20 protein-coding genes and 3 pseudogenes are annotated in these 23,827 nt (G+C 68.8%); 11 read left to right on the top strand and 12 right to left on the bottom strand.

What is annotated here, in order from left to right; all coding sequences use genetic code 11:
• Nucleotides 1–175 precede the first annotated feature (175 nt).
• Complete coding sequence (locus ACZ562_RS31595; protein WP_471186117.1) at nucleotides 176–859, bottom strand: hypothetical protein; 684 nt, start codon at nucleotides 857–859, stop codon at nucleotides 176–178.
• Nucleotides 860–1,480: 621 nt separating this feature from the next.
• Here ACZ562_RS31595 and ACZ562_RS31590 point away from each other — a divergent pair.
• Nucleotides 1,481–1,769: pseudogene (locus ACZ562_RS31590) on the top strand (transposase family protein); the annotation flags it as partial.
• Between the two features lie 111 nt (nucleotides 1,770–1,880).
• On the opposite strand, the gene ACZ562_RS31585 reads toward ACZ562_RS31590, so the two are convergent.
• Nucleotides 1,881–2,612, bottom strand: coding sequence for a hypothetical protein (locus tag ACZ562_RS31585; protein ID WP_471186114.1), 732 nt, complete (start codon nucleotides 2,610–2,612; stop codon nucleotides 1,881–1,883).
• 265 nt (nucleotides 2,613–2,877) lie between these two features.
• Nucleotides 2,878–3,011 (bottom strand): annotated as a pseudogene (locus tag ACZ562_RS31580) (transposase); the annotation flags it as partial.
• Nucleotides 3,012–3,042: 31 nt separating this feature from the next.
• On the opposite strand from ACZ562_RS31580, the pseudogene ACZ562_RS31575 reads away from it, so the two are divergent.
• The 5 genes and pseudogenes from ACZ562_RS31575 to ACZ562_RS31555 form a co-directional block, all read left to right on the top strand.
• Nucleotides 3,043–4,247 (top strand): annotated as a pseudogene (locus tag ACZ562_RS31575) (RNA-guided endonuclease InsQ/TnpB family protein); the annotation flags it as partial.
• Nucleotides 4,248–4,992: 745 nt separating this feature from the next.
• Nucleotides 4,993–5,283, top strand: coding sequence for a hypothetical protein (locus ACZ562_RS31570; protein WP_471186111.1), 291 nt, complete (start codon nucleotides 4,993–4,995; stop codon nucleotides 5,281–5,283).
• Nucleotides 5,284–5,326: 43 nt separating this feature from the next.
• Nucleotides 5,327–6,784, top strand: coding sequence for an FG-GAP repeat domain-containing protein (locus tag ACZ562_RS31565; protein WP_471186109.1), 1,458 nt, complete (start codon nucleotides 5,327–5,329; stop codon nucleotides 6,782–6,784).
• 30 nt (nucleotides 6,785–6,814) lie between these two features.
• Nucleotides 6,815–8,245: a VCBS repeat-containing protein gene (locus ACZ562_RS31560; protein ID WP_471186107.1), complete on the top strand. Its 1,431-nt coding sequence runs from the start codon at nucleotides 6,815–6,817 to the stop codon at nucleotides 8,243–8,245.
• Nucleotides 8,246–8,254: 9 nt separating this feature from the next.
• Complete coding sequence (locus tag ACZ562_RS31555; protein ID WP_471186104.1) at nucleotides 8,255–8,506, top strand: hypothetical protein; 252 nt, start codon at nucleotides 8,255–8,257, stop codon at nucleotides 8,504–8,506.
• Nucleotides 8,507–9,004: 498 nt separating this feature from the next.
• On the opposite strand, the gene ACZ562_RS31550 is transcribed toward ACZ562_RS31555, so the two are convergent.
• Nucleotides 9,005–9,598, bottom strand: coding sequence for a TetR/AcrR family transcriptional regulator (locus ACZ562_RS31550; protein WP_471186102.1), 594 nt, complete (start codon nucleotides 9,596–9,598; stop codon nucleotides 9,005–9,007).
• Nucleotides 9,599–9,767: 169 nt separating this feature from the next.
• Between ACZ562_RS31550 and ACZ562_RS31545 the strand changes: the two genes are divergently transcribed.
• Nucleotides 9,768–10,574 carry an SDR family NAD(P)-dependent oxidoreductase gene (locus tag ACZ562_RS31545; RefSeq protein ID WP_471186099.1) on the top strand — a complete coding sequence of 269 codons (807 nt, stop codon included), beginning with the start codon at nucleotides 9,768–9,770 and terminating at the stop codon, nucleotides 10,572–10,574.
• A gap of 1,172 nt (nucleotides 10,575–11,746) precedes the next feature.
• Here ACZ562_RS31545 and ACZ562_RS31540 read toward each other — a convergent pair.
• Nucleotides 11,747–12,448, bottom strand: a complete 702-nt coding sequence (locus ACZ562_RS31540; protein ID WP_471186097.1) for a TetR/AcrR family transcriptional regulator C-terminal domain-containing protein — start codon at nucleotides 12,446–12,448, stop codon at nucleotides 11,747–11,749.
• A 151-nt stretch (nucleotides 12,449–12,599) separates the two neighbouring features.
• On the opposite strand from ACZ562_RS31540, the gene ACZ562_RS31535 reads away from it, so the two are divergent.
• A complete protein-coding gene (locus ACZ562_RS31535) occupies nucleotides 12,600–14,066 on the top strand; it encodes an MFS transporter (RefSeq protein ID WP_471186095.1) in 1,467 nt (488 codons plus the stop codon).
• A 42-nt stretch (nucleotides 14,067–14,108) separates the two neighbouring features.
• Here ACZ562_RS31535 and ACZ562_RS31530 read toward each other — a convergent pair whose 3' ends face one another.
• Nucleotides 14,109–14,258 (bottom strand): hypothetical protein, encoded by a 150-nt coding sequence (locus ACZ562_RS31530; protein WP_471186092.1) that lies wholly within the window; start codon nucleotides 14,256–14,258, stop codon nucleotides 14,109–14,111.
• Between the two features lie 263 nt (nucleotides 14,259–14,521).
• Nucleotides 14,522–14,692, bottom strand: a complete 171-nt coding sequence (locus ACZ562_RS31525; RefSeq protein WP_471186089.1) for a hypothetical protein — start codon at nucleotides 14,690–14,692, stop codon at nucleotides 14,522–14,524.
• Between the two features lie 161 nt (nucleotides 14,693–14,853).
• Between ACZ562_RS31525 and ACZ562_RS31520 the strand changes: the two genes are divergently transcribed.
• Nucleotides 14,854–15,288, top strand: a complete 435-nt coding sequence (locus ACZ562_RS31520; RefSeq protein ID WP_471186087.1) for a VOC family protein — start codon at nucleotides 14,854–14,856, stop codon at nucleotides 15,286–15,288.
• A 244-nt stretch (nucleotides 15,289–15,532) separates the two neighbouring features.
• Here the strand turns inward: ACZ562_RS31520 and ACZ562_RS31515 are convergent, their stop codons facing one another.
• Together ACZ562_RS31515 and ACZ562_RS31510 are read right to left on the bottom strand one after the other, a co-directional pair.
• The gene (locus ACZ562_RS31515) at nucleotides 15,533–17,080 is read right to left on the bottom strand and encodes a serine/threonine-protein kinase (protein WP_471186084.1); all 1,548 of its coding nucleotides are present in this window, start codon (nucleotides 17,078–17,080) and stop codon (nucleotides 15,533–15,535) included.
• A gap of 734 nt (nucleotides 17,081–17,814) precedes the next feature.
• Nucleotides 17,815–17,955, bottom strand: a complete 141-nt coding sequence (locus ACZ562_RS31510) for a hypothetical protein (protein ID WP_471186081.1) — start codon at nucleotides 17,953–17,955, stop codon at nucleotides 17,815–17,817.
• Between the two features lie 586 nt (nucleotides 17,956–18,541).
• On the opposite strand from ACZ562_RS31510, the gene ACZ562_RS31505 reads away from it, so the two are divergent.
• The gene (locus tag ACZ562_RS31505; protein ID WP_471186079.1) at nucleotides 18,542–19,090 is read left to right on the top strand and encodes a hypothetical protein; all 549 of its coding nucleotides are present in this window, start codon (nucleotides 18,542–18,544) and stop codon (nucleotides 19,088–19,090) included.
• 139 nt (nucleotides 19,091–19,229) lie between these two features.
• On the opposite strand, the gene ACZ562_RS31500 is transcribed toward ACZ562_RS31505, so the two are convergent.
• Both ACZ562_RS31500 and ACZ562_RS31495 read right to left on the bottom strand, forming a co-directional pair.
• Nucleotides 19,230–19,355: a DUF6204 family protein gene (locus ACZ562_RS31500; protein ID WP_471186077.1), complete on the bottom strand. Its 126-nt coding sequence runs from the start codon at nucleotides 19,353–19,355 to the stop codon at nucleotides 19,230–19,232.
• Complete coding sequence (locus ACZ562_RS31495; RefSeq protein WP_471186075.1) at nucleotides 19,348–20,088, bottom strand: TetR/AcrR family transcriptional regulator C-terminal domain-containing protein; 741 nt, start codon at nucleotides 20,086–20,088, stop codon at nucleotides 19,348–19,350. Before ACZ562_RS31495 ends, ACZ562_RS31500 begins: the two co-directional genes overlap by 8 nt.
• Before the next feature lie 27 nt (nucleotides 20,089–20,115).
• Here ACZ562_RS31495 and ACZ562_RS31490 point away from each other — a divergent pair, with 27 nt between their 5' ends.
• Nucleotides 20,116–21,774: an MFS transporter gene (locus ACZ562_RS31490; RefSeq protein ID WP_471186072.1), complete on the top strand. Its 1,659-nt coding sequence runs from the start codon at nucleotides 20,116–20,118 to the stop codon at nucleotides 21,772–21,774.
• 321 nt (nucleotides 21,775–22,095) lie between these two features.
• Here ACZ562_RS31490 and ACZ562_RS31485 read toward each other — a convergent pair whose 3' ends face one another.
• Entirely contained in the window at nucleotides 22,096–23,310 is a 1,215-nt protein-coding gene (locus tag ACZ562_RS31485; protein WP_471186070.1) for an NAD(P)/FAD-dependent oxidoreductase, read from the bottom strand.
• Between the last annotated feature and the right edge of the window lie 517 nt (nucleotides 23,311–23,827).

Below are 23,827 nucleotides of genomic sequence, written 5' to 3'. Positions count from 1 at the left end.
CCGCTGGGCATAGCGTCCGTGCCAAGGATCGAGGTGCGCTCCCCGCTGAGATGCTCCGTGAATCGTCATTCAGCCCACTCCGTGTTTCCCGGCCCTCGTAGCCAGGAGAGTTGGTTCCAGCGAGAACGGCCTGCTTTTCGTACAGGCTCCGCAGCACTCGCTCATGGAGGCTGCGCTATGCGACTGGCCCACTCATGCGGGACCGCGCGAAACGTGTGATCGACCGCAGCCAGGACAACGGCAGGAGGCGCCAGAGCGGGGCACCCGGCGACATCGGGATCCGTGCGCGGATCACGGCACCGTAATCCATCGACCGTTCATGCGGGAAGTAGCCTGGCTTACAGGCCACTATGTGATCGAATCCTTTCCTGTGGTAGTAGCGGAGTTGCGGATCCAGCGGCAGACGGTCGCGTCGCAGAGTACGCACGTATGTCTCAACGGGCTCCTCGGGGTTGCTGCTCCGCCAGGCCCGCAGGCCTGGCAGGGGGGACCCAAGGTAGATGTCGCGCCAGCCGCCTTTCAGCGCTATCGGCCAGAAGAACGCCAGCACAGCGTCGACGGCTTCCGGGTCAACGCTGGTGAGGCTGATCCCGAACAAGCTCCGTGTCCTCCCCTCAGCGGGAACGTCCGCACCGGCGCACTGCGCCCACGTGTCAGCGGCCACCACCTGCTGCACCGTGATCGGTTTCACGAACAGGGACGCCAGTGCCTCGCCGGTGTCCACCGAGAAAGCACCGATGCAGAGTTGCGGATTTGCCGCCAGCCGGCGCTCCAGGTCCAGGAGAGATGCAGCCTGATCGTCGGTCCACGTCGCGCGCTCCAGCAACATGAGCCGCTCGAGGTCATCCGGCTGCAGCAAGCGTGCCTTCGTGGCCCTGGGTGAGGATGGGGGTTTCCCGGCCCCGGTTCCCTTGACTGACGGCACCGCACTGTGCCTATCAGCGATGAACGTAGCCAACTCGCCTCCACGATTGGCGCCAATTTCTCACGGAGAGAAGGTATGTCGCGGTCGCGTGCTTGGGGTGGCGAGCACGTGTCCTCTCAATGACGAATCCACAGCGCCAAGATGTCTTGGTGCCGCCAAGAATCACGGGGAATTGCTTGGACTTTGGAATGTGTCGGTCCTGCGGCTCTCTGCGTGAGAGCATCCCTGCGGAGCCTCGGCTCTGGCCCAGGGGGCGTGTCCAGCGTATCGGCCGTGTTGGGGTTCCTTCCCTCGGGCAACTGGTGAGTGCTCATCAGCAGCGCCTTTCTGTGGTGGCGTTGTCGGGCGGGCGGCGCTGTGACCGACAACTGGTGCTTGCGTCGCAGCCTCATGAGCGCCGGTGCTCTCGTCTCTTCCGGGGGCCGGTTCGGGGATGCAGACAGGTCCCAGCGGAGAAGAAGGGGAAATGCGGCTGCGGCCTCGGACCCCAGTCGGGACGCTGTCGGTCAATTAGGTGCCTGCTGCTTCGCCCCGTCGATCCCCGACTGCAAGACATGGGTGCTGTCCGGAGCGAAGGCCGCCGTCGGCCGTACAACGGTGACCGCCGACGGCGGCTACCGGGGTACCAGCCTGGTCATCCCGTACCGCCGCGAACCCGGCCAGACGGAACTGCCGACCTGGAAGGAGGAACACGATCGCTCGCAATCGCAAGGTCCCCGCCCGCGTCGAGCACGCCTTCGCCCGTATGAAGAGCTGGAAGATCCTCCGCGACTGCCGCCTCAAGGGCAACGGCGTCCACCACGCCATGCTCGGCATCGCCCGCCTGCACAACCTCACCCTCGCCGAAGGACGAAGAAACAGGCAGGTCAACCAACAACGTCGTAGATCATTTACGGGACAGCGCTACATGAGCCGAGAAAGGCCGTGGTGGGTGCCCCGGTCCGCTCTACGTGGGTCAGGCCTTGACGCGCACCTCTTTGCGGACCTTGGCGGTCAGATCGGCCGCGTCCTCCAGCGATGTGGGCAATGTCGCCGAGGCACTCCCCAGTCGCGGCGGGTTGGACGTGACATAGCCGAGCGTGCTGTGGTCGCCCCAGATGCAGAACGCGTCTGTCTGGATCACCACCTCGTCGGTATCGACCTGCTGGCACTTCATGATGCCGTTCCCGAAACCGGACGGCTTGAGCTCCTTGGGGCTGCCCACGAATCTGCGGTTGCGGGAGCTGGTCTCCGACTTCACCTGGGCGAACCACGCATCGACAGCCTTCTCGGGATCGTCGATGCTCCCGTAGAAGCCCGAATAGGACAGGTAGTTCGCGGTGAGACCCCTTCCCGCCTGGTAGAGGGCGCTGATGTCTTTGAAATCCTCAACCCCCCACGACTCGACGGTGTTGATCCCGTCCTCTGTCAGCGGGCCGCCGTTGCGGATCTTCTTGTACCGCCCGTCCAGGAGCGTCGCGGGCGCCGACAGCTTGTGCGCCCCGTCATCGGTGATGTGCGAGCCGCCGCTTGCACCGATAGTCATGAACGCGACCAAGCCAATTGCGGCGAGGACCGCGATGCCGCCGATGAGGATGCCGGTCTTCTTGCTGCGACCGTCCGGCGCCGGGGCCTGCGGCGGGTCGCTCTGCGGGGGCCCGGTCTGCTGGAGTTGGCCGCCGTACGGGCCCTGCTGGCCGTGACTCATCTCGGGTTCCCCTCCCGGATCGTTGCAGAGAGGTTCGCCTGGCCCGCCAACTCGTACACCGCAAACCCCCGGTACACGGCCGACCCTAGCAAATCGCTACCGGGATTCATTCGCAGTGCCTCGGCGTTCACGCCGAGGGTGAAGCGAATCTGATGGTGGCGACGCGGAGCGTCGCCGCATCTGCTCCGGCGGAGTCGGAGACGGCACATTCGTCACTCATGGCGCGAAGCGTCATGACGGCCCGCCACGGCGGAGCCGGGAACGCTCATACCGGACGGTTCTGCTGCTCGATGTGCTGCCTGACCACGGTGAGCGGGGCGCCGCCGACGGTCGGGCGAAGTAGGAGCCGGACCACAGCTTGTTGGCCCGCCAGTAGTGGCGTACCAGGTCGGGAAACTCACCCATAACCCAAGTATGTATCGTAGCCGTCATGCAGCTCGGGTACGCCTTCAGGTTGTACCCGGACTCCGGCCAGCAGAGGGCGTTGGCGAAGGCGTTCGGGTGCGCCCGCGTCGTGTTCAACGACGCGGTGCGTGCCCGCGAGGACGCCCGCAGGGCCCAGCAGCCGTTACCGAAGATCGGCGAGCTGTCCACCCGCCTGATCACCCAGGCGAAGCAGACCACCTCACGCTCCTGGCTGGGCGAGGTCTCCGCGGTCGTCCTGCAGCAGTCCCTGCGCGACCTCGAGACTGCGTACCGCAACTTCTTCGCCTCCCTCAAGGGCACCCGCAAGGCCCCAGGATCGGCCCGCCCCGCGTCAAGTCCCGCAAGGACAAGCGGCAGTCGATCCGGTTCACCGCCAACGCCCGCTGGCACCTCAACGACAGCGGCCGGCTGAAGATGCCGAAGATCGGTCCGGTGAAGGTGAAGTGGTCCCGTACCCCGCCCACCACCCCCACCTCGGTCACCGTCATCAAGGACGCGGCCGGCAGGTTCTTCGCCTCCTTCGTCATCGACACCGACCCCGCCACCGATGCCGCCCGGATGCCCAACACCGACCAGACCATCGGCATCGACCTGGGTCTGACGCATTTCGCCGTCCTGTCCGACGGCACGAAGATCGACTCCCCCAGGTTCCTGCGCCGCGCGGAGAACAAGCTGAAGAAAGCCCAGCGCGAGCTGTCCCGCAAACAGAAGGGATCCAAGAACCGGGAGAAGGCCCGCCGCACGGTTGCCCGCACCCACGCCACGGTCACCGACGCCCGCCACGAGTTCCACCACCAGCTCTCCACCAAGCTGATCGCCGAGAACCAAGGGATCGCCGTGGAAGACCTGTCGGTGGCGGGACTGGCACGCACCAAGCTGGCCAAGTCCGTACACGACGCCGGATGGTCATCGTTCATCAACATGCTCCAGTACAAGGCGGAGCGGTACGGACGCACCCTGGTGAAGATCGGCCGGTTCGAGCCGACCTCCCAGACCTGTTCCACCTGCGGCGTCCAGGACGGACCCAAGCCCCTCGATGTCCGGCAGTGGACGTGTGCCGCCTGCGGCGCGGTCCACGACCGTGATGTCAATGCCGCGATCAACGTGAAGACGGCCGCCGGACTGGCGGTATCGGCCTGCGGAGCGCCGGTAAGACCAGAACTCCTTCTGGCACAGCGCGAAGAAACAGGAAGCCACGGATTCCCGACCCAAGCCCCGTGCCGGGTAGCGGCACGGCAACGGAACGGAAGGCCAGAATCCTCGGGCTTCAGCCCGAGGTGCAAGTCAAGGAAACGTCACGTGGGCGGATTCGCATGCGGCCAGTCAATCTGCCGAAGCCAGTTCGTCGATGCCGCCCTCAAGTTCGACGTCGACCAACTCGTTCCGCTTGCCGAGGCCCCCGCCGTCTACGTGCTGGGATGGGCCACCGGCGCGAGAGGCTTCCCGCCGTCTTGATGTCGACCGCGAACAGCAGCGCGAACGTCGGGATCAGCAGCTCGCCCATGGCCACGCCCATGATCGCCGCGACCACCCGATACTGGCCTCGACCCCGCTGGGGCTCTGCGCCCACATCGGACGAGCGTTCCCCACGGTGGTGGTGTGCGTGACCAGCAGGGCCGCGGCCATAAGCACCATCAGCCCGGCCAGCATCTTGCACAGGGTGGAGCTGCGCATTCGCACTGCCCACGTTGCTCCGGCCCAGGCACCCAGCAGGCTCCCGGCCGGCAGGTTGACCGCGACGGGCCAGTGCGCGGCCATCTCGGAGGCGGAAGCCGCTGCCAGGCGGCGGGCAGCGCGACCAGGACCGCGACCAGGCTCATCGTCTTGTTCAAGATGACCGCAGAGAGCGCGGCTCACCTGAACAGGCCGATCAGCAGCGGCAGGCGGAACTTTGCGCCGCCCAGACCGATCAGCCCGCCCTAGCTTTCTGATAGGCCCCGGGCCGCGCTGGATCATGGTCACCCGCAGCACGCCTGCCGCAGTCGACGTCATCTGGGACCGCATCCCCGGCAGCGGCAGTTGTACCCGGACCAGACATGCTGCGGCCGGCACCTATCTGGTGGAGGCACAGGTTTTCGGTGAGAAAGCGCGGACCAGCTTCGCCTTGGCAGCCAACGAGTCCGCGGCGGACCGGGCGACGCATGCACGCAGTCTTAACTCCGGGAAAAGTCTCGGCGCACAGCAGGGCAACCATGTGCTGATCCGGCGAGTCGTACTGGGCAGCACGGGGGTGGATCTTGGATGACCACCCTCCGTGGCCAACTGCCCTTCAGATTCCCGGAGGTGATGTGTCCGAGCCCCGCTCGCGCAGCATGCGGCGTACCGTCGTGGTCGCACTCGCCCTGCTTGCCGCCACCGCCACCGCCACCGCGCTGCCGGTCGCCCAAGCCCGGCCCGCTGCCGCCGACACCGCAGGCGACGCGACGACGGTGCGGCAGGACTTCAACGGGGACGGATACGAGGACCTGGCCGTAGGCGCCTGGGCCGCGACGGTGGGAGGCAAGTCCAGCGCCGGCTACGTCGCCGTGCTGTACGGGTCCGCGAGCGGGCTCGACACCGGCAGCCGGAAAGTCTACACGCAGGCGTCTCCCGGCATCCCCGGCACCGTCGAGGCGCACGACCATTTCGGTTACCGGCTGGCCGCGGCCGACCTGGACGGGGACGGGTTCACCGACCTGCTGGTCGAGACCGACAACGAGCAGTGGGAGCAGAACGGCATCGCCCGGGACGGCAACAGGACCGTTCTCTGGGGCAGCCGCGCCGGATTCACCTCGGGCAACGTCCTGCCCGCCCTGACCAGCAGCAAGGGCCAGGGCGGCCTGACCCTCGTCGGCGACTTCAACGGTGACGGGCACCAGGACCTGGCCGGGCAGGACGTCGTGCGCTTCGGTCCCTTCGGTCGGGACGGTGCCGCTCGCTCCGTCCAGAGGGGTGCCGAGTTCGTCGACGACGACGTCTGGATGACGACCGTGGAGGCCGGCGATGTGGACGGCGACGGCATCACCGACCTCGTCGCGCTGGGCCATCACGACTTCGACGAGAACTACGACTACACCTACTCCCTGACCTATGTGCAGGGCAGCCGGGACGGCCTGCGTCCGCCCGTCGCCGTGGACGACGTGCAGTTCCTCAGCGGCGACCCCTGGAACGAGGGGCTCGCGCTCGGTGATCTCGACGGAGACCGTCGCGCGGAGATCGTCGCGGGCGGCGGCGACGCGGTGAGGATCCTCCGCGGCACGGCGAACGGCCCGGACACCACCGCGCCCCGGATGATCACCCAGGACACCCCCGGCGTGCCCGGCGCCCGGGAAGAGGGCGACGCCTTTGGCCATGCCGTCGCGATCAGGGACGTCGACGGTGACGGGCACCGGGACATCCTGGTCGGCAACCCGTTCGAGGATCTCGACGGGGTGAGCGACGCAGGCACCTTCGCCGTCGTGCCCGGCGGGCCGGACGGACCGACCGGCGCCGGAACCAGGGTTCTCAGCCAGAACAGCCCCTCCGTGCCCGGCACCGCCGAGCCCAATGACCTGTTCGGCTACAACGTCCACCTGGTCGACGGCAACGGCGACGGCCGGGCCGAGCCGGTCGTGGCCGCGGTCGCCGAGAACGCATCCTCCGGCGCCGTGTGGGCGTTTCGCTCGACCCCCACCGGGGTCACCGCCGCGGGCTCCTTCTCGTTCGGTTCCAGCACCCTCGGCATGGTCGCGAAGAGTGCCGGGCTCGGTCGCAGCTTCCCCCGCTGATTTCGCCGCTTCACCTGACAGGAGTACGTGATGAAAGAGCATCGCAGGACGTGGCGTATCGGCCTCGCCGTCGTCATGACGGTCGCCGGGGCGGTTGCCCTGCCGGCGGCTTACGCCACGCCCGATGCCGAGGCGAGCGTACGGCAGGACTTCAACGGCGACGGGTACGAGGACCTGGCCGTCGCCGCCGCCTTCGCAACCGTCGACGGCAAGGCGGAGGCCGGCTACGTCGCCGTCCTGTACGGGTCCGCGAGCGGGCTCGGCACCCGCGGGAAGCAGGTGTACACACAGGCGTCCCCCGGTGTCCCCGGTGCCCCGGAGACGGGGGACCTGTTCGGGAGCGGGCTCGATGCCGCCGACCTGGACGGGGACGGGTTCACCGACCTGCTGGTGGAGGCGAGGGACGAGAAGTGGCGGCAGGACGGCGTCGTACAGCGACTGAGCCGGACCGTGCTGTGGGGCGGCCCCTCCGGCTTCTCCTCCGGGAAGGTGCTGCGCGCCGACACTCGTAGCGGGAACCAGCGCGCCGAGCCCGTCATCGGTGACTTCAACGGCGACGGGCACCAGGACCTGTGGCTGCCCGGCCGCGTGGAGTTCGGGCCGTTCGGGAGGGACGGCAGCGCCGCCTCCGTCCAGGACGACGAGGGACTCATCGAGTATGACAACGACCAGTGGCTGACCGACCTGGTGGCCGGTGACGTGGACGGTGACGGCTTCACCGACATCGTCCAGCGCGTCATGCAGACCGAACCGGACAGCAACGAGGACTACCCGGCTCATTTGAACTACCTCCGTGGCAGCCGCGAGGGCCTGCGGCCGCTCACCGCCTTGAAGGACGCGCAGGGCAACACCTTCGAGCCGCGCGGTACCGAGTTGGCGCTCGGCGACCTCAACGGCGACGACCGTGCCGACCTCGTCATCGGCTTCAACAAGCTCAGCATCTTCTACGGCACCGCGAACGGCCCCGACACCGCCACACGCCAGGTGATCGACCAGGACACCCCCGGCGTGCCCGGCACCCAGGAGCCGCTTGACGGCTTCGGCTCCGCGCTCTCCATCGGAGACGTTGACGGCGGCGGGTACGGGGACATCCTGGTCGGCAACAGCGAGGAGGCCGTCGGCAGCCTGACCAGCGCCGGCACCTTCGCCGTCGTCCCCGGCGGACCGCAGGGGCCGACCGGCGCCGGCACCAAGGTCTTCGGCCAGAACAGCGCGGATGTCCCCGGCACAGCCGAGAAGTACGACGCGTTCGGCAGTGCGGTCCACCTCGTCGACGGCAACGGCGACGGTCGCGCGGAGCCCGTCGTGGGGGCGTTCGGCGAGAACGACTCCGCCGGTGCCGTGTGGGTGTTCAGGGCCACCTCCTCCGGAGTCACGGCCAAGGGCTCCTTCTCCTTCGGCGCCCGCACGCTCGGCACGGTCGCCAAGGACGGCAAGCTCGGCTACTTCTTCCCGAACTGATCAGGAGGCATGGACAAGGACGGGTACGCGGACCTGATCGTCGGTGCGGGCGGCGAGGACACCGGCGCGGGCACCGACTCCGGTCTGGTCGAGGTCATCCGGGGCGGCGCCGGCGGGCTGTCGGGCGCCGCGTCCATCGGATCCGGCGACGTGGGCGACCGGCTCGGCGCGCAGGGGCGCCTCGCCGCGGCCGACGTGGACGGCGACGGCGCGACCGACGTCCTGACCGTCAAGGACCAGCACGACCTGTCCGTGACCTGAGGTCCCTTCGCCCGGGACGGCTCCGTCGTCAACCAGGGCCGACTGGTCGAGGAGCGGTACAACAGCCGCGTCCTGGACCTGGCCGTCGGCAACATCAACGGCGACGACATCACCGACGTGGCCGCCACCGAGAACGACGTGTTGGAACGACGCACCTCGCCAGTGCGGACACCCGGCGGTTCGCCTGGGAGGTTCTGCGCCCCACCGTTATGACCAGGACGCCTCATCTGGACCGCCGGCCCGAGTTGGGGGGAGCCGCCTTCGACGCCGTCGTGCCGCAGTCCCTGATCGCCGAGGCCGGCCGCTTGGACCAGATCGCGGAAAGCCTTCAGCTGTTCAAGGTGATATGCCGGCTGCCCGACCACCAGCTCGACGTCGCCATGCCTCATGGCCTGTCAAAGCCGGGCGGCGTCGCACAGGAGGCCCTTCGAACTCGTGATCCAACTCCGAACGGGCCCTGGCAGGGTCGGACGGCGCCCGCCGTGTTCCTCCGATCGGTCAGGAAGCGCGCGGGCCGACGCCGTGGAGGAGGGTGTCGACGATCCTGGCCGCGAGTGCGTCGGGATCGGGGGTGAGATTGCGGTCGGTGGCGTTCTCGCCGTGCAGGGCCTCGCCGATGAGGGCGTAGAAGACGCGGCGTACCCACTCCAGGTCGGCGTCCGGGGCGATCACACCTTGGGCCTGGATCCGGCCGAGCAGTTCGGTGCAGCGGCGCGCGATTTCCTGGTGCGTCCGCGTGGCCTGCTCGCTCTGGGGGGCGTCCGGGCCGAGGGTAAAGCCCCAGGCCGCCTTGACCCGTAGCACGTTGGCGGTGGCACGGTGCAGTGCGACCAGCGGAGGGGCGGTCTCGGGGTGGCCGTCCTCGATGGCCTCCGCGAGCTTCGACGCCGCCTCGGCCGCCAGGGCGTCGACCAGGGCCTGCCGGTTGGTGAACCGCCGGTGGACGGTGGTCCGGGTGACTCCGGCGGCCTCCGCGACCTGTTCCATGGACGCGCCCGGATTCTCGGCCAGGACGCGCTCCGCGGCCGCCAGGATCGCGCGGACGCTGCGTTCGGCGTCGGCCCGCAGCGGGCGGCCCGCCGTCTTGCTCATCTGATGCCTCCAGCTTTGTCGTACCCGGAGACGTTACAGCGGGGGAGCGACTCTGGTCATAACTGCAACACTGCTGTTGCAGATTGGCTAATATCGGATACTCTTGTGTCACAGATGATGGGGGGGCGGTTCGATCCGCTCGTCCCGCGTTTCCACGAAGGAGCACCACTTGCGCACCACTGCTCTGATAACCGGCGCGTCCTCCGGCCTCGGTGCGGAGTTCGCCGCCCAGCTTGCCGCGCGGGGCCACGACCTTGTCCTCGTCGCCCGCTCGGCCGACCGCCTGGCAGCCCTCGCCCAACGGCTCGGCGAGGCCCACGGGGTGAACGCCCACGTCCTGGTCCAGGATCTCTCCGCGCCGGATGCCGCCCGCCGTATCGGCGCCGAACTAGCCGACCGCGGCCTGACCGTGGACGTGCTGGTCAACAACGCGGGCTTCGGCACGTGCGGTCGCTTCGAGCAGATCGACGGGCAGCGCGACCATGACCAGCTGATGGTCAACGTCGTCTCGCTCGTCGACCTCACCCACGAGCTGCTGCCGGGCATGCTCGCGCGCGGCCGGGGCTCGGTGGTCAACGTGGCGTCCACCGCCGCCTTCCAGCCGACGGCGTACTTCGCCGTCTACGGCGCGTCCAAGACGTTCGTGCTCAATTTCAGCCTCGCGCTCCGCCAGGAGTACCGGCGGCAGGGCATCCGTGTGCTCGCGCTCTGCCCGGGGCCGGTGGAGACCGCGTTCTTCGACGTCATCGGGACGCGGAAGGCCGCTGTCACCGGATCCTTCACCACGCCAGAGCCGGTGGTCCGGTCCGCGCTGCGTGCGTTGAACGCCGACCGCGCCTACGTCACGCCCGGCCTCTCCAACGCCGTGACCGCCCACCTGTCGCCACGCCGCCCGCGCACTCTGGTCGCGGCGATCGCCGAGCGGGTCTCGCGCGGTGTCCGGGACGCACAGAAGGATGCGCAGCGGGCCGCGTGACGTGTCGCCGGCCGACGGCGTCACTGTCGGGTTCCGCCAGGAGGCCAGGTCCCGAAACATCTCGGTCTCCGGCTGGCCGTACAGTTCCGCCAAAGCAGTGATCGCCGACGTCGCCGACCGCGGCGGGGTGGACTGGGAGCTGGGCCGTGGACTCCACCATGGCCCGCGGCCACCACCACGCCGTGGGGATGGACGCAGCCTGGGCCGGACGGCGACGGCGGCGGCGCCGGCACGGGGCCAGGCTGAAGCGGCGGGATGGGCCGCTGCGGGGTGGGCTGACCACCAAGGTCCACTTGTCCGCCGACCGACGCTGCCGCCCGCTGTCGCGCTTGCTGACGCCCGGTCAGGCCGTCGGCAGCCCCCGCTTCGCCGAGGTCGTGGACAAGATCAAGTTCTGCGGGCGGGCCGGACGGCCCCGCGCCCCGTGCGGGCGAGGTGGCCGCCGACAAGACGTCCCACGCGGATGGGCGTCAAGTTCGGGCAGTGGAATGATCTTCCAACAGGCCCTCTCCGTGGCAGGCGAAGTGGGCAGTCGAGCAGTCGGGCTGCCGGCCGCCCGAGGGCGTGGGCTCTGGTCGGACGCGCATGCGTGGCGGCGGGGGTGCCAGTCAGTGGAGTCGGGCTCAAGGAACAGTACGGACTCGGGCAGACGCTTCCGCGGCACGGCGACTTCAGCGGATACGTGGTGCAGCCGTCCGGCGACGCAAGGCGTAGTCGGCATGGCGACGATCAGCGCATGCTGACCCGAGCCCTCGGGCGCCCGGGTGCGCTGCCGGGCGTGGCCCAGAGCGCCGACGGTCGGCGTGCAGGAAGAGATAACACGGTCCAGAACGGCGCCGGCCTCACTTCGTCCTCACCCAGCCGGGCTCAGTGAGCGACCATGACCCGGCCGACCGCGCCACCCGCCCGGCACCACCGCTTCCACCCCGCCCGAGGAGAAACGCCAGCAGACGGCCGAGGAGTTCACGTCAAGCCGCAGACTGGATTCCTGACCACGGCGCGTCCCTGCCGCTGGCCGCCGACATCGCCCAGGACACCATGGCAAAGGCCTGTCAAAACCTGGAGCGACGTCATCGGTCAGGGCTCCACCCGCTGCTGCACCGGAGCAGCACGCCCCAGCAGCCTGTGCTTGGCCCGGTTGCAACCACCAGCGGACCGGTGGTCCCCATCAGTCACTCGACGTAGGTCTCCAGACCGCGCAGAAAGAGTTCGATCTTGAACTCGAACCGCTCGTTGCCGATTCCGTTGGTCATGACCCCGGCCATGCTGCTGATCAGCGGGAACCTGTCCTGCGGCAGGTGGGAGAAGTACTCCCGGACCCGGGCGACGTAGGCGTCGGCTCCCGCTTCGTCCTTCAGCCTGGCGGCGTACAGGGCGGCCTCGTACGCGTCCGAGTCGATGAGCTGCCCCAGGCCGTCCAGTGCCCAGGCGGCCACCCCGGCCGGAATGCCCACCTCCAGCATCAGGCTCAGGACGAACTCGGCGATCCGCAGCTGGTTCTCGCCCAGCGGGATGCTGCCGAGCGAGACCGCGCTGACGTCGCGGTGCGAGGTGTAGACCCGCTGCGCGTCCAGGCAGATCTCCTTGATCTGCTCCTTCCAGCGGTCGGGCTCGGGCCGCTCGGGGAGCCGGACCTCGCCCGCGATCCGCTCCAGCATGAGTTCGAGCAGCTCGTCCTTGTTGGCCATGTGCGCGTACAGCGAGGCTGCACCGGTGTCGAGCTCCTGGGCGACCCGGCGCATGGTGACGCCCTCGAGCCCGTCGCGGTCCAGCACACGGATGCCGGCGTCGACGATCGTGTCCCGGGTCAGGGGCTGCCGGGTATCGGTCCTGCGCGCCTTGTGCCACGGGATCGCGGGCATGTCCGAGGTCAAGGGCCACCTACTTCCGTGCTGTTTCGTGGGTGAAATCGTAACGGATGGCGAACGCTGTTCGGCACCGCGAATACCGTTTGACACAAACGCCGATCGTCTCGTAGAACGTTGTTCGTCAAGTCAAACGTTGTTCTACGCCACTGGAGGCGCCATGACCGACAACACACCCGCCCCTTACCGATGGCGATGGGCCGCGCTCTTCGTGGTCCTCGCCGCGGAGGTCATGGACCTGCTCGACTCGCTGGTCACCAACGTCGCCGCACCCGCCATACGGGCCGACATCGGCGGCAGCGAGAGCACCATCCAGTGGCTGGGCGCCGCCTACACCCTCGCGATGGCGATCGGCCTGATCACCGGCGGCCGCCTGGGCGACATCGCCGGCCGCAGGCGCATGTACCTGATAGGCGCGGCCGGCTTCACTCTCGGCTCGATCGGCTGCGCTCTCGCTCAGGGCCCCGAGCAGCTGATTGCCGCCCGGGTCGTCCAGGGGCTGCTCGGGGCCGTAATGCTGCCGCAGGGCCTGGGCATCCTCAAGGAGATCTTCTCCGAGAAGGAACAGGCCACAGCCTTCGGCATGTTCGGCCCGGTCATGGGCCTGTCTACCGTCGGCGGCCCGATTCTCGCCGGATGGCTGGTCGACGCCGACCTCTTCGGCACCGGATGGCGGATGATCTTCCTGATCAACATCCCGCTCGGCGTCTTCGCCCTCGTCGGCGGTTTGCTGTTCCTGCCTGAGTGGCGCAGTGCCCGCACCGTCCGCCTCGACCTCGTCGGCGCCTTCCTCGCGGCGGCCGGCTCAGCGCTGATGATCTTCCCGCTGGTCCAGGGCCGCGAGCACGGCTGGCCGGCCTGGACGTTTGTGCTGATCGGTCTGTCGGTGGCGGTCTTCGTGGTGTTCGGCCGGTACGAGAGCCGGCGAGGCCGCCGCGGCGCCGACCCGCTGGTGGAGCCCAGCCTGTTCGCCAAGCGCGGTTTCAGCGGTGGCATGGTCCTGGGCCTGATCTTCTTCTCCGCCATGACGGGTTTCTGGCTGACGTTCAGCCTCTACACGCAGATCGGCCTGCACTACTCGCCGTTCAAGGCCGGACTGGCCGGCATCCCGTCCTCGCTCGGCATGGTTGTCGCCTTCGTGGCCTCCCAGGCGCTGCTGAGGTTCGGCCGCAGGGTCATGCACGGAGGTCTGCTCGTGATGGCGCTCGGCATCGTCGGCGTCATCCTCACCCTGCAGTTCGCCGGGACGGGCGTCACCCCGTGGCAGCTGGCACCCGCGCTGGCTATCGCCGGCCTCGGCATGGGCTTCGTGATGGCACCGTTCTTCGACACCGTCCTCGCCTCCGTCGAGCCGCACGAGACCGGATCGGCCTCCGGCACGCTGACGTCCGTCCAGCAGTTCGGTGCCGCGCTCGGTACCGCGATCCTGGGCACCGTTTTCTTCGAGCAGGTCAAGAGCGGCGACTACGTCCACGCCGAACAGATCACGCTCGGTGTCGAACTCGCTTTGATGGCTGCGGCGTTCGGCGCGATCTTCCTGCTGCCCCGCCACGCCCGTTCCCACGACGGCGCAGCGGAGTCCGAGGAAACCACGAGTGCGGGCCGCGTCGAGAAAACCCACGCCTGATCCGGGCTGCCACCTCCCGAGTGCGCTGCCCCTCACCTTCGGTCAGCAGGCGGGCCACGGCCGGCCGTGGGCGGTGAGCGCGGCCGTGACCTGGTCCCACTGTGCCTGCCGGTTGGTGAACGCCTCCTCTGCGGCGGGAGTGCGGTCGTTTGTGCTGAACAGGGCCCTGAGATCCCGGCCTGCCACATCCACCCCCGAAAGATGATCACTTTTCGGGCACCCAACCTATGCCCGCCGTGCGGGATTCGGGGAGCCCGACTTGCCGCCGCACCGCGGTTTCAGGCCTGCCCGCCGGCCCTGAAGGCCGTGACCATCCATCGGACCCCGTGGCGGGCCCGGAGGAGAACGGCCGCTGTCCGCCGCTGTCGGCACAGATCCTCGATGGCCCCTGCTCCGGCGGGGGCCATCATTGTCGAGCGGCTACTTCGCCCGCACCGCGCGTTCCGCTCGGACGGTCAGCTCTCCGGCCCCTCGATCTCGCCCTGCGCCGTCCACGTCCTGCGCACGCGCTCGCGGCCGTCGGTCTCCTCGATGGCCGACCACCCGTGACGGTCCGGTAGGACTGGCCGGACGAGCGGACCACCTATCAGGGTGTCGGTCGAACCGGACGGCTCGGGCTCGGTCACGCCCGCACCTTCTGGTGGCCACAGCGGAGGGACTACGGGTCGCACACCGCAGCGGCGCAGAGCCCTCCCGAAGTGCGGTGGCCAGCAGGGGCCGTCCTCCCGACAACATGCGGATCCACACCGGGAAATGAGCAACAGAGTCCCCCTGCTATGGTGCGCCGATGTCATCGATCAAGCAGTTCCAAGTCACCTTCGACTGCGCAGAACCTGAGCGCGTCGCTCGCTTTTGGTGCGAGGTGTTGGGGTACGTCGTACCGCCGCCACCAGAGGGGTTCGCTACGTGGGACGATTTCGACCGCTCTCTGCCGCCCGATCGGCAGGGCTCAGGGTTCGCCTGCAGTGATCCCTCAGGCGTGGGCCCGCGACTGTACTTCCAGCGCGTCCCCGAAGGCAAGGTCGTCAAGAATCGGCTGCATCTTGACGTGCGAGTCGGCACCGGGCTCGTGGGTGAAGAGCGCCTGGCCACGCTCGAAGCCGAGTGCGCACGACTGGTCGCGCTCGGCGCAACACGCGTGCGGCTGCTGCTTGCCGATGACCACAATGAGTCGTGCATCGTGATGCAGGACATCGAGGGCAACGAGTTCTGTCTCGACTGAGCATCCTCCGAGACGGTGAGGTGGGAGCCGTCTCCCTTGGGCCTCTTGTAAAGGCGGTCCCGTTCTGGTTGGCCTTCCGCGGCGGCTTGTCCATCAGCCTGCCAGCAGATTCAGCGCTTCCTGGCTGACGTACCGATCGGGGGTCAGGGGACCGCGGGTGTCGACGCAGGTGATCGGCATCCAGCCCTTGCTCTTGGAGATACCTGGCGAGCGCGCCGCCCCGGCAGGAAGGTGTAGGCCCCTGTCAGGACGGGGCTCCCAGTGCCTGGGCGAGGAAGCGGGCCTCGTTCTTCTTGAGGTTGAGGGCGACCGGGACCTTGGGGCCGGTTATTTTCTCCAGAATGGCGGGGTTGGTCAGGAGGCGTCCCGAGTCCCGGATGACGAAGGCCAATTCGTTCCGTGGCTGGGGCTGTCCCGCCACCTTGGCGGTGAGGCGGGAGAAGGCGGCCCGGGCGCCGTCGTCCAGGGTGACTTCCACCGTCCACCCGTCCAGGCCGTTCTCCGACTGGTAGAAGGCCCTGACGCTCTTGAACTGCCGCACCGTGAGCCCTTCTTCGTTGGCCGTGACCACGCAGGTCTGGCGGTCGTCCGACGTCCAGGACCGTCCCTCGGGGGAGTCCGTGGGGCATACCCCGGGCGACTCGCTCAGCACCGGCAGGATGCCGACGGGACCGTCCGGTTCGCCCGCGCCGCCGGTTCCGGCCTCCGCCGTCCAGGGACGCAGAACCAACAGGGCGCCGACGGCGAGAGCGGCAGCGGCCCCGCCGGCCGCCAGCAGCAGGGTTCTCGAGCGCCGGGTCGCCGGGCTGACGCCCTGCGTCGTGATCAGGCGCGCGGTCGGCCGTGGCGGCTGGACCGGCTGGGTCTGAGCGTCCGGCCCCACCCGGCGTCGCGCCTCCCGCACCGCGTGCGTGCGCCGCGTGCGGTGGCGCTCGATGGCCTCTGTCCAGTTCCCCGGCAGCCAGTCCTCGCCACCCCGGGCGCTGGGCCGTTCTTCCAGCCGCTTCTGGGAGCGTGCCACGATCTGCGCGGGCGCCGGCCGTGTGGCGGGGTCGAATCGCAGGCAGGGGAGGATGAGTTCCTCCAGGTCGCCAGGTAGTCCGGTGAGGTCGAGTTCACCCGCAGCGGTGCGCACGAGCTGCTCCAGCGCCGAACTGGCTCCGCCGTCACGGTAGGGCGCACGGCCCACGGCGAGGTGGAACAGGGTCGCGCCCAGGGAGAACACGTCGGACGCCGCGGTCGTCGGCTCACCGCGTGCCTGTTCGGGCGACGCGTACGCCACCGTGCCCAGCGCCGCCTGTGTCCGGGTGACGTCGTGGGCCTGCGAGATACCGAAGTCGATGACCCGCGGACCCTCCACCGGCAGCAGCACGTTGGACGGCTTGATGTCCCGGTGCACCAGTCCGGCCGCATGAATGCTGAGCAGTGCTTCCGCGATGCCGGCGGCTATCCAGTGCAGCGCGCCCGCCCCGAGCACCCCGCAGCTTTCGACCAGGTCACGCAGCGACGGGGCGGGAATGTACTCCGTCGCCATCCACGGCACCACGGCCTCGGCGTCTGCCTCGATCACGCTCGCCGTGTAGACGCCGCGCACACGTTGAGCGATTCGTACCTCGCGGGCGAACCTCCGCCGGTCGTCGGCCGAGTCGGCCAGGAGCGTCTTCACCGCGACGGTACGGCGCCCAGGGGAACGCGCGAGCAGGACGCGCCCCATTCCTCCGCTGGCCAGCTCCTCCAGGACGACATACGGGCCGAACCGCTCCACAGGCATTCCCCATCCCCCCGTCTTCACGATGCCTAGTATCACCGGGCGTTCACCCCGGGCACACCTCATCCACCGAACTCGCCACGTACCAACGGTGACAGTGCCGGTCCCGTCGTCCATGGCGGTGCCAATCGGACCCGCCCGCAGCCCGCGCCGGGCGAGGACGCCCGGCCGCCTCAGAGGCTGCTGTGGCGTCCGCGTTCCGATCGGGTTCCTGTTCGGCTGCTCTGTGCGGCTGCGGTCGTGTGACCGAACAACTCTGCTGCTTTCTCTGCCGCTGCCAACACCCAGGGAAGGATACGTTTGGCCTCCGCGTCGACCTCCAGCACGCCAAGAGCAGAGGTGAACGAGCGAGGTCAGGCGTTGAGTCTGACGGACTGGACGCTGCCAGACACAGCCGGCCCCGCGTGACGTCGAAGCTGGCTGTGTGGAGCGCCCGCGCGTCAACACGGACGACCGAATCCGTGCGGTCGGTCGGTTCGTGCGTGACGTGCATGACGGCCACGCCGAACCTCCCCTCCTCGTGTGCACCCATCGCCTTCTCCGCTTCAGCGACCAGGGCGCGCGCGATGCCTTTCCCGCGCCACTCTTCGACGACCGCGAGGGAGTCCGGGCTGGCGACGAGGTCAGCGCTGATGTGTGCGTTGGGCGATCCCAAGAGCACTGGGTGGGGCAGCGCCCAGGGCGCCGACAGTGCGAGCGCGTCGCCGCCAGTGCGCTGGACGAGGTCTCCTCCGCCACGCGTACATGCGTGTACCTTTCTAAGGATCGAGACACCGGCCGATCGCGGCAGGAAGCTGCCGCCAGGAGCCCTCGGGGTTGTCCGGGTCGGCCATCTGGATCACAGGTGTCAGCGGGGCGGCGTCGGTGTCGCTCAGCGCCCGCCGAGCTGGGAGCGGCACGCGCCGACCACAGCCGGATCCACACCGCTGTCCTGCGCCCACGCGCACACGACGGACGGGTCGTACGACGTGCGCGGCCGGGAGGGTGGACGCGGACCTGGGGGCCGCGGGTGCGTCGTCCGGCGAGCCGGCGCGGTCGGCCGCGGTCGCTGCGCAGGGGCCTTGGCCTGATGCCGCGCCAGTCCCGGCCGCGCCGGCGACACGGGACGGCTTTGCGGTTCGGAGGGCACGCGCGAGTGGTGCCGAACGTGCGGCCGCGGGCCGGTGCGGACGAGCCGGGCCTGACCGCGCGGCGCGGAAACCTGCAACAGGGGGAGCGGGGACGGGGCGCCGGCGGCGGCGACATGCCGGTCCGGCGGAGGGGCGGCCGCGGGCGGGACGGTGACACAGCCCGATGCGAACAGCACGCTGGCGGCGATGAGAAGCAGTGCGCGGCGCATTGATCCACTGTGGCGCTCCCGGCGGTGCTGACGCCGGCAACGCGCCTACCGGCCACCAGAACGGGTGACCTGCTGACATGCCGATTCGACTGCAGGTTGAGTACTTCCACACATGTGGCGGGGGGAGAAACACATGATGATCACCTGTGACCGTCGCCGCTGAGAGTGGTGACGAACAGGAGGTCGCCATGGAAGAAACGAGGGCAGGGAGGACGCACGTGAGTGGTACGGCCCCTCTGGGACGCCGAGGACTGCTCGCACTCGGCGCGGCAACGGTGCTTGTGGCGTGTACGTCGACCGCGAAGAGCGCGGACGGCGAGAAGGTCTACACGGACGTGGAGCCGCTGGAGCGTCAATTCACCCTGCTGGGCCCGCTCACCGAGGCGCATTGGCTCGAGATCCTGGAAACCAAGGATTCAAGGGTGTCCGCTCCGGGCCCTTCGACATTCCGCACGGTAGGAACCGCCCATCTCAGCGCGGGTGCTGCCGCCGCCATCGTGGGAAGGCCGCTGCGGGACTTTCAGCCCGAAACACCCAGCCAGATTCCGGCAGAGCTCGTCGAGTTCATGCCCAAGGGTGCCAAATGGGTCCGGAGCGCGAGCTTCGACGATGAAGTGACGGGCGTGGGATACCACGGCAGGTGCTACCTCGATCCAGGCACGGGCAGGGTCTATTTCGACGTACGGAACATGTGATCCGGTCTTGACGACCGCGGACAGTGCAGCCCGTGATGTCCGTCTGGCATTGTCGGTTTGGTCGAGTTCGGGCTCGTGAAGAACGCTCTGTCGGCGCACCCGCGGAGGCCATCCAGCGGGTACCACCGCAAACAACTGCTCAAGCAGGCCGCCGAAGATGCAGTACTCCGAGCTTGCGCAGACGGTGAAAGAGTGCGGCACGTTGAGCCGCGTCGAGGTCGGCGAACGTGCCGCGGACGATGACGCGGTGGGTGCGGTCACCCATGTGTCGGGGGCTTCCCTTCAAGGGGGGCGGGTTCAGCTGTCGGGTGTGCGTGGTTCTCGGCGAGCAGGGCTGCCAGTCCGTCGAGGAGACGTTCGAGGCCGAAGGCGAAGCGGTCCTCCATGGACGGGGCGGTGAGGTCGCCGGCCAGGGCGACGAGGTTCGGGAAGGTCGCTTCCGGCAGTCCCCGCAGCCGGTCGGCCGCCATCTGGGCGACCTCGCAACGACTGGCGCCCTCGGTCTCGGATGCGGAGATGGGCGCCTCCTCCTGGAGAACAAAGCCCTGGACGAAGGCACCGAGAAGGTAGTTGGCCAGGGCGGCGTCGGCATCAGTGAATCCGGCTTCCCGAAGCCGGTCCAATTGATCCTCCATAAGACGCAGCAGGTTCGGGCCGAGCGCCAGGCGCCCCGCGACGACCTTGGCGGCGTCCCGCTTCGCCAGCAGGTGCCGTCGGTAGCGCAGTGAGTACTCGCGGAGCTGCTCCCGCCAGTCGCCCCGCCTGGGCGGCGGCTCGGCATCAGCCATGAGCTCGTCGGTGAGGAGGTCAAGCAGTTGTTCCTTGTTGCGGACGTGCCAGTACAGGGAGGCCGCTTTCACCCCCAGTTCGGCGCCGACCTTGCGCATCGACAGCCCGGCGATGCCCTCACGTTCCAGCACCCGCAGAGCCGCCGCCACGAGCGTCTGGCGGGTCAGTCCGGGCTGTGCCCGGCCCTCGGGTGCGCTGTCGTCTGCCACCGGCCACCTCCGTCGAAGAAAACCAGTTTGCAATCTAACACCGTTAGAGGGACTCTGGCCGAGCTGGGCGATCAGCTAACACCGTTAGGGAGAGTGATGGAGGAGTTCACGTCCGGGCGCAAGAGGCTCGTGCTTGCAGCCTTGTGCGCCACCATGTTCATGGCGATGCTCGACAACGTCATCGTCAACAACGCTCTGCCCCGCATCGGGCAACAGTTGCACAGTGGAGTCAGCGGACTGCAGTGGGTGGTCGAGGGCTACAGCCTGGTCTATGCCGCCCTCCTGCTCACCGGCGGCACGCTCGGCGACCGGTACGGCCGCAAACGGATCTTCCTCAGCGGACTGGCGCTGTTCACGGCAGGATCGGCGGCGGCGGCACTGTCCGGGTCGATCGGCATGCTGATCGCCGCACGGATGCTGCAAGGACTCGGCGCGGCATTGCTCACGCCGGGCAGCCTGTCGATTCTGCGGCACGTCTTCACCGACGAGAAAGAGAGGGCCCGGGCTGTCGGACTCTGGTCCGGCGTGTCCGCCGTGGGCCTGGCGATCGGCCCGGTACTGGGCGGGCCGATGGTGGACGCGTTCGGATGGGCCAGCGTGTTCTGGATCAACGTCCCGATCGGAGCGGCCGGGCTGCTGCTTGCCGCCCGGGTGCTCCCGGAGTTCGCAGGCCGAGCCAGGCGAGTGGACCTTCCCGGCCAGTTGCTCTCGGCGCTGGGCTTCGGCGCCCTGGTCTACGCACTCATCGAAGGACCGGCCCGCGGCTGGACCGACGCCCGCGTCCTGGCCGTCGCAGCGGCGGCGGCAGTAGCCCTGCTGGCCTTCGTCGCGGTCGAATTCCGCACCACCGACCCCATGCTCGACCTGAGTATCTTCCGGGACCCGGTGCTCAGCGGAGCCGCGGTGAGCGGATTCATGATCAGCTTCGGTATGTTCGGTGCGTCGTTCTTCTTGCCGTTGCTCATGCAGGATGTGATGGGCTGGGCACCGTCGAACGCGGGTCTGGCAGGGCTGCCCATGACCGCGATGATCGTTGTCGCCGCGCCGCTGTCCGGCACACTCGCCTCACGCCACGGTCCCCGGATTCCTCTGGTGACCGGCCTGGCCCTGTGCGCCGTGGCTCTCAGCGGCCTCTCTTTCTACGGTGAACACGCCCGCTACCCGCAGTACCTGTGGGTGTTGCTCACCATGGGAATCGGCATGGGGATGACCTTCACGCCGGTGTCCATCATGGTCATGCAGCGCGTCCCTCTCACCCAGGCCGGTATGGCCTCTGCGACCCTCAACATGCTGCGCGAGATCGGCGGCGTCGTCGGCGTCGCAGCCCTGGGGGCCGTCCTCACCAGCCGCCGGGCCGCCGTACTGACCGGATCACTCGATCGGCTCGACGTTCCCTCCGGAACACGTCACGGCCTCGCAGAATCGGTCGCCGGCACGGGAGCAGACAGAACTCTGGTTCTGCCCCCACCCGTTCATGACGCAGTGAACACCGCGTTCATCGAAGGGCTCCATCTGGCACTGCGCTGCGGCGGCGCTGCCATGGCCACCGCAGCTGTGCTCGTGGCCGTCCTCCTCCGCTCGGCATCAGGCCAGGCCGCGCCCGCCGGCGAACCGACACGGCAAGGCGAACCGGCCCACCAGGAGCGGTTGGTGATCAACCGGCTTACGGATGTCGATGAGAAATGACGGCGCTGTCGCGTCCGTAGCGTGGGGCGACGAGCCCGTCCGAGCATCTGGCCGTCGAAGGGCGGCATGCGCCATGCCTCGTCCACGACCGGTAGGGAAGGCCGCGGACGGGGCAGGTCACGTACAGATTCCGGGGTTCCGGCCGGGCAACTTCTGGGCGAGGGCGGCCGAGTCACGGATGCCGTCGGTCTCGGGCTCGGGGGCGTAGTGCCGTCGACCATGTGGTCGGCAACGGCACGGTCGTCCAGGGAGGGGTGTGGGCTCTGTTGACGGGGCTGCCTGGGCCGGGCGGCTCTGCTGGCCCAGGTGTGGTGGTGTGTGTCAGTGGGCGTCGTAGATGCCTTGGTAGTGGCCGAGTGCGGTCTCACGGATCTTGTCGTCGCTCCAGGTGACGAAGCGGCCGGGTGCCAGCCGCTCGGGGTCGACGAGGAGGTTGCCGGTCTCCAGGAGCATGTTCGCGAGTTGTCGGCCGACGCCGCCGGCGTGGGTCACCCATGAGGCTTCTGCGAACCACAGGCCGGCTACCTCAGTCGCGGGGCCGACAAGCGGGATTTCATCGGGAGTCAAGGCGAACACGCCGTTGAGCCGACGTCCCCGGGGTGCTTCCCGGAAGGCCGGGACCAGGGCGGTGGCCTCGGCGATGGCCGTGCCGAAGTCGGCTTCCTGGAAGGGTAGTTCCGCCGATGCGAGCGTGGGGGATGGGGCCAGCGGGATCGGTGCGTGGGCGTAGCTTCCCATTCCGTAACGGCGGCCATGGCGGCGCGTGTAGACCGCTTGGTCGGGGTAGCGGATGATCGGTGTGTCGATGGGGGTGTCGTCGAGTTCGGGCAGTTCGGCAGTGAACAGGTATGGGTGCTGGACGTCCACCATGGGCAACTGCACTCCGGCATCTGCTGCCAGGACCGGGCCCCAGATGCCAGTGGCCAGCACAACCCGGTCGGCCCTCAGCAGCTTGCCGTCCTTGCCTGCACGGACGCCGACGACCCTGCCCTGTTCGGTCTCCAGCGCCAGTACGGGCGTGTTGAACCGGAAGCGGGCTCCGCTCGTCTCGGCGGCGTCAACGAGAGCGTGGGTGAGCGCGACCGGGTCGGCAGCGCCGTCGGAGGGGATGTGCAGTGCACCCAGTGCACGTTCGGCGTTGACCAGCGCGGGGGCCAGCGCGACGGCTTCGGCGGCATCGAGCACCCTCGCCTCGATACCGAGGTGTTGGCCGTGTTCTACATCTTGGTGGGCCTGCTCCAGGCGGGCGGGGGTGGTGGCGATCTCCAGGCAGCCGACCTGGCAGAAGGCCGCTGCGGGTCCGGTCTCCGCAAGAGCTCGGTAGGTGGCGACGCTGTCCTTGGCCAGCACAGCCAGTTCTGAGGTGGCGCTGAGCTGGCCGACGAAACCGGGGGCCAGGCCGGTCGACCCGGGCAGCACAGCTCGGTCACGGGCGTCGAGCACTGTCACCCGGTCGTGCCCTAGCCGGGTGAGGTGATAGGCGACCGAGGCCCCCACCACACCGGCACCGACGATCAAAATCTCTTCGGTAGCCACGAGTGTCTTCTCCGTCCTCATGGTCGGTTCACCTTCCTGCAGATGGAGGCCCAGCGGTGCCTCGCACGGAGATCGTCGATCACGGGCTCCCAGTCGTCCAGGTGTCCAGGCGATTCAGCGACAAACGATCGGGAAAACCCGGCTGATTCGGCAGGTTGCCGCCGGGCGTTTCTGCCCGTGCTGCCGGATCAGGACGATGACATCGCTGGACAGCAGCGTGGCCAACATGAGGGCGCTTGGTCAGAAGCGGCATTCTCGCTGCTCAGATCCATCCTCCGCTGTCGCGATCGCCTGCCGGACCGTCCGCCCGGTAAAAGCGCGGACGGTCCTGCGGGCCCACGGCGTACGCGCACGCATCCGCCGCATCCCGCTGCCGGTGGCCGGTAGCGCGGCGGGGGCCGCCCGCACGCGGCCCGGCTGCGCCCGCACACCGGGCCGCCGCTCAGCCGCTACGCCGTCGACGTGCTCGCGCAGCATGCGCATGACGGTCGCGGGTGAGGGTGGCACTGGTTTCGGA

The organism is Streptomyces sp. NPDC040410 (assembly GCF_055595715.1).
This window is presented reverse-complemented; position numbering and strand designations above follow the sequence as displayed.

What these genes read in the sequence shown, in the direction of transcription:
- ACZ562_RS31585 (WP_471186114.1), bottom strand. Translation starts at nt 2,612, where the DNA reads ATGAGTCACGGCCAGCAGGGCCCGTACGGCGGCCAACTCCAGCAGACC.
- ACZ562_RS31570 (WP_471186111.1), top strand. Translation starts at nt 4,993, where the DNA reads ATGGTCACCCGCAGCACGCCTGCCGCAGTCGACGTCATCTGGGACCGC.
- ACZ562_RS31560 (WP_471186107.1), top strand. Translation starts at nt 6,815, where the DNA reads ATGAAAGAGCATCGCAGGACGTGGCGTATCGGCCTCGCCGTCGTCATG.
- ACZ562_RS31555 (WP_471186104.1), top strand. Translation starts at nt 8,255, where the DNA reads ATGGACAAGGACGGGTACGCGGACCTGATCGTCGGTGCGGGCGGCGAG.
- ACZ562_RS31550 (WP_471186102.1), bottom strand. Translation starts at nt 9,598, where the DNA reads ATGAGCAAGACGGCGGGCCGCCCGCTGCGGGCCGACGCCGAACGCAGC.
- ACZ562_RS31535 (WP_471186095.1), top strand. Translation starts at nt 12,600, where the DNA reads ATGACCGACAACACACCCGCCCCTTACCGATGGCGATGGGCCGCGCTC.
- ACZ562_RS31520 (WP_471186087.1), top strand. Translation starts at nt 14,854, where the DNA reads ATGTCATCGATCAAGCAGTTCCAAGTCACCTTCGACTGCGCAGAACCT.
- ACZ562_RS31500 (WP_471186077.1), bottom strand. Translation starts at nt 19,355, where the DNA reads ATGGGTGACCGCACCCACCGCGTCATCGTCCGCGGCACGTTCGCCGAC.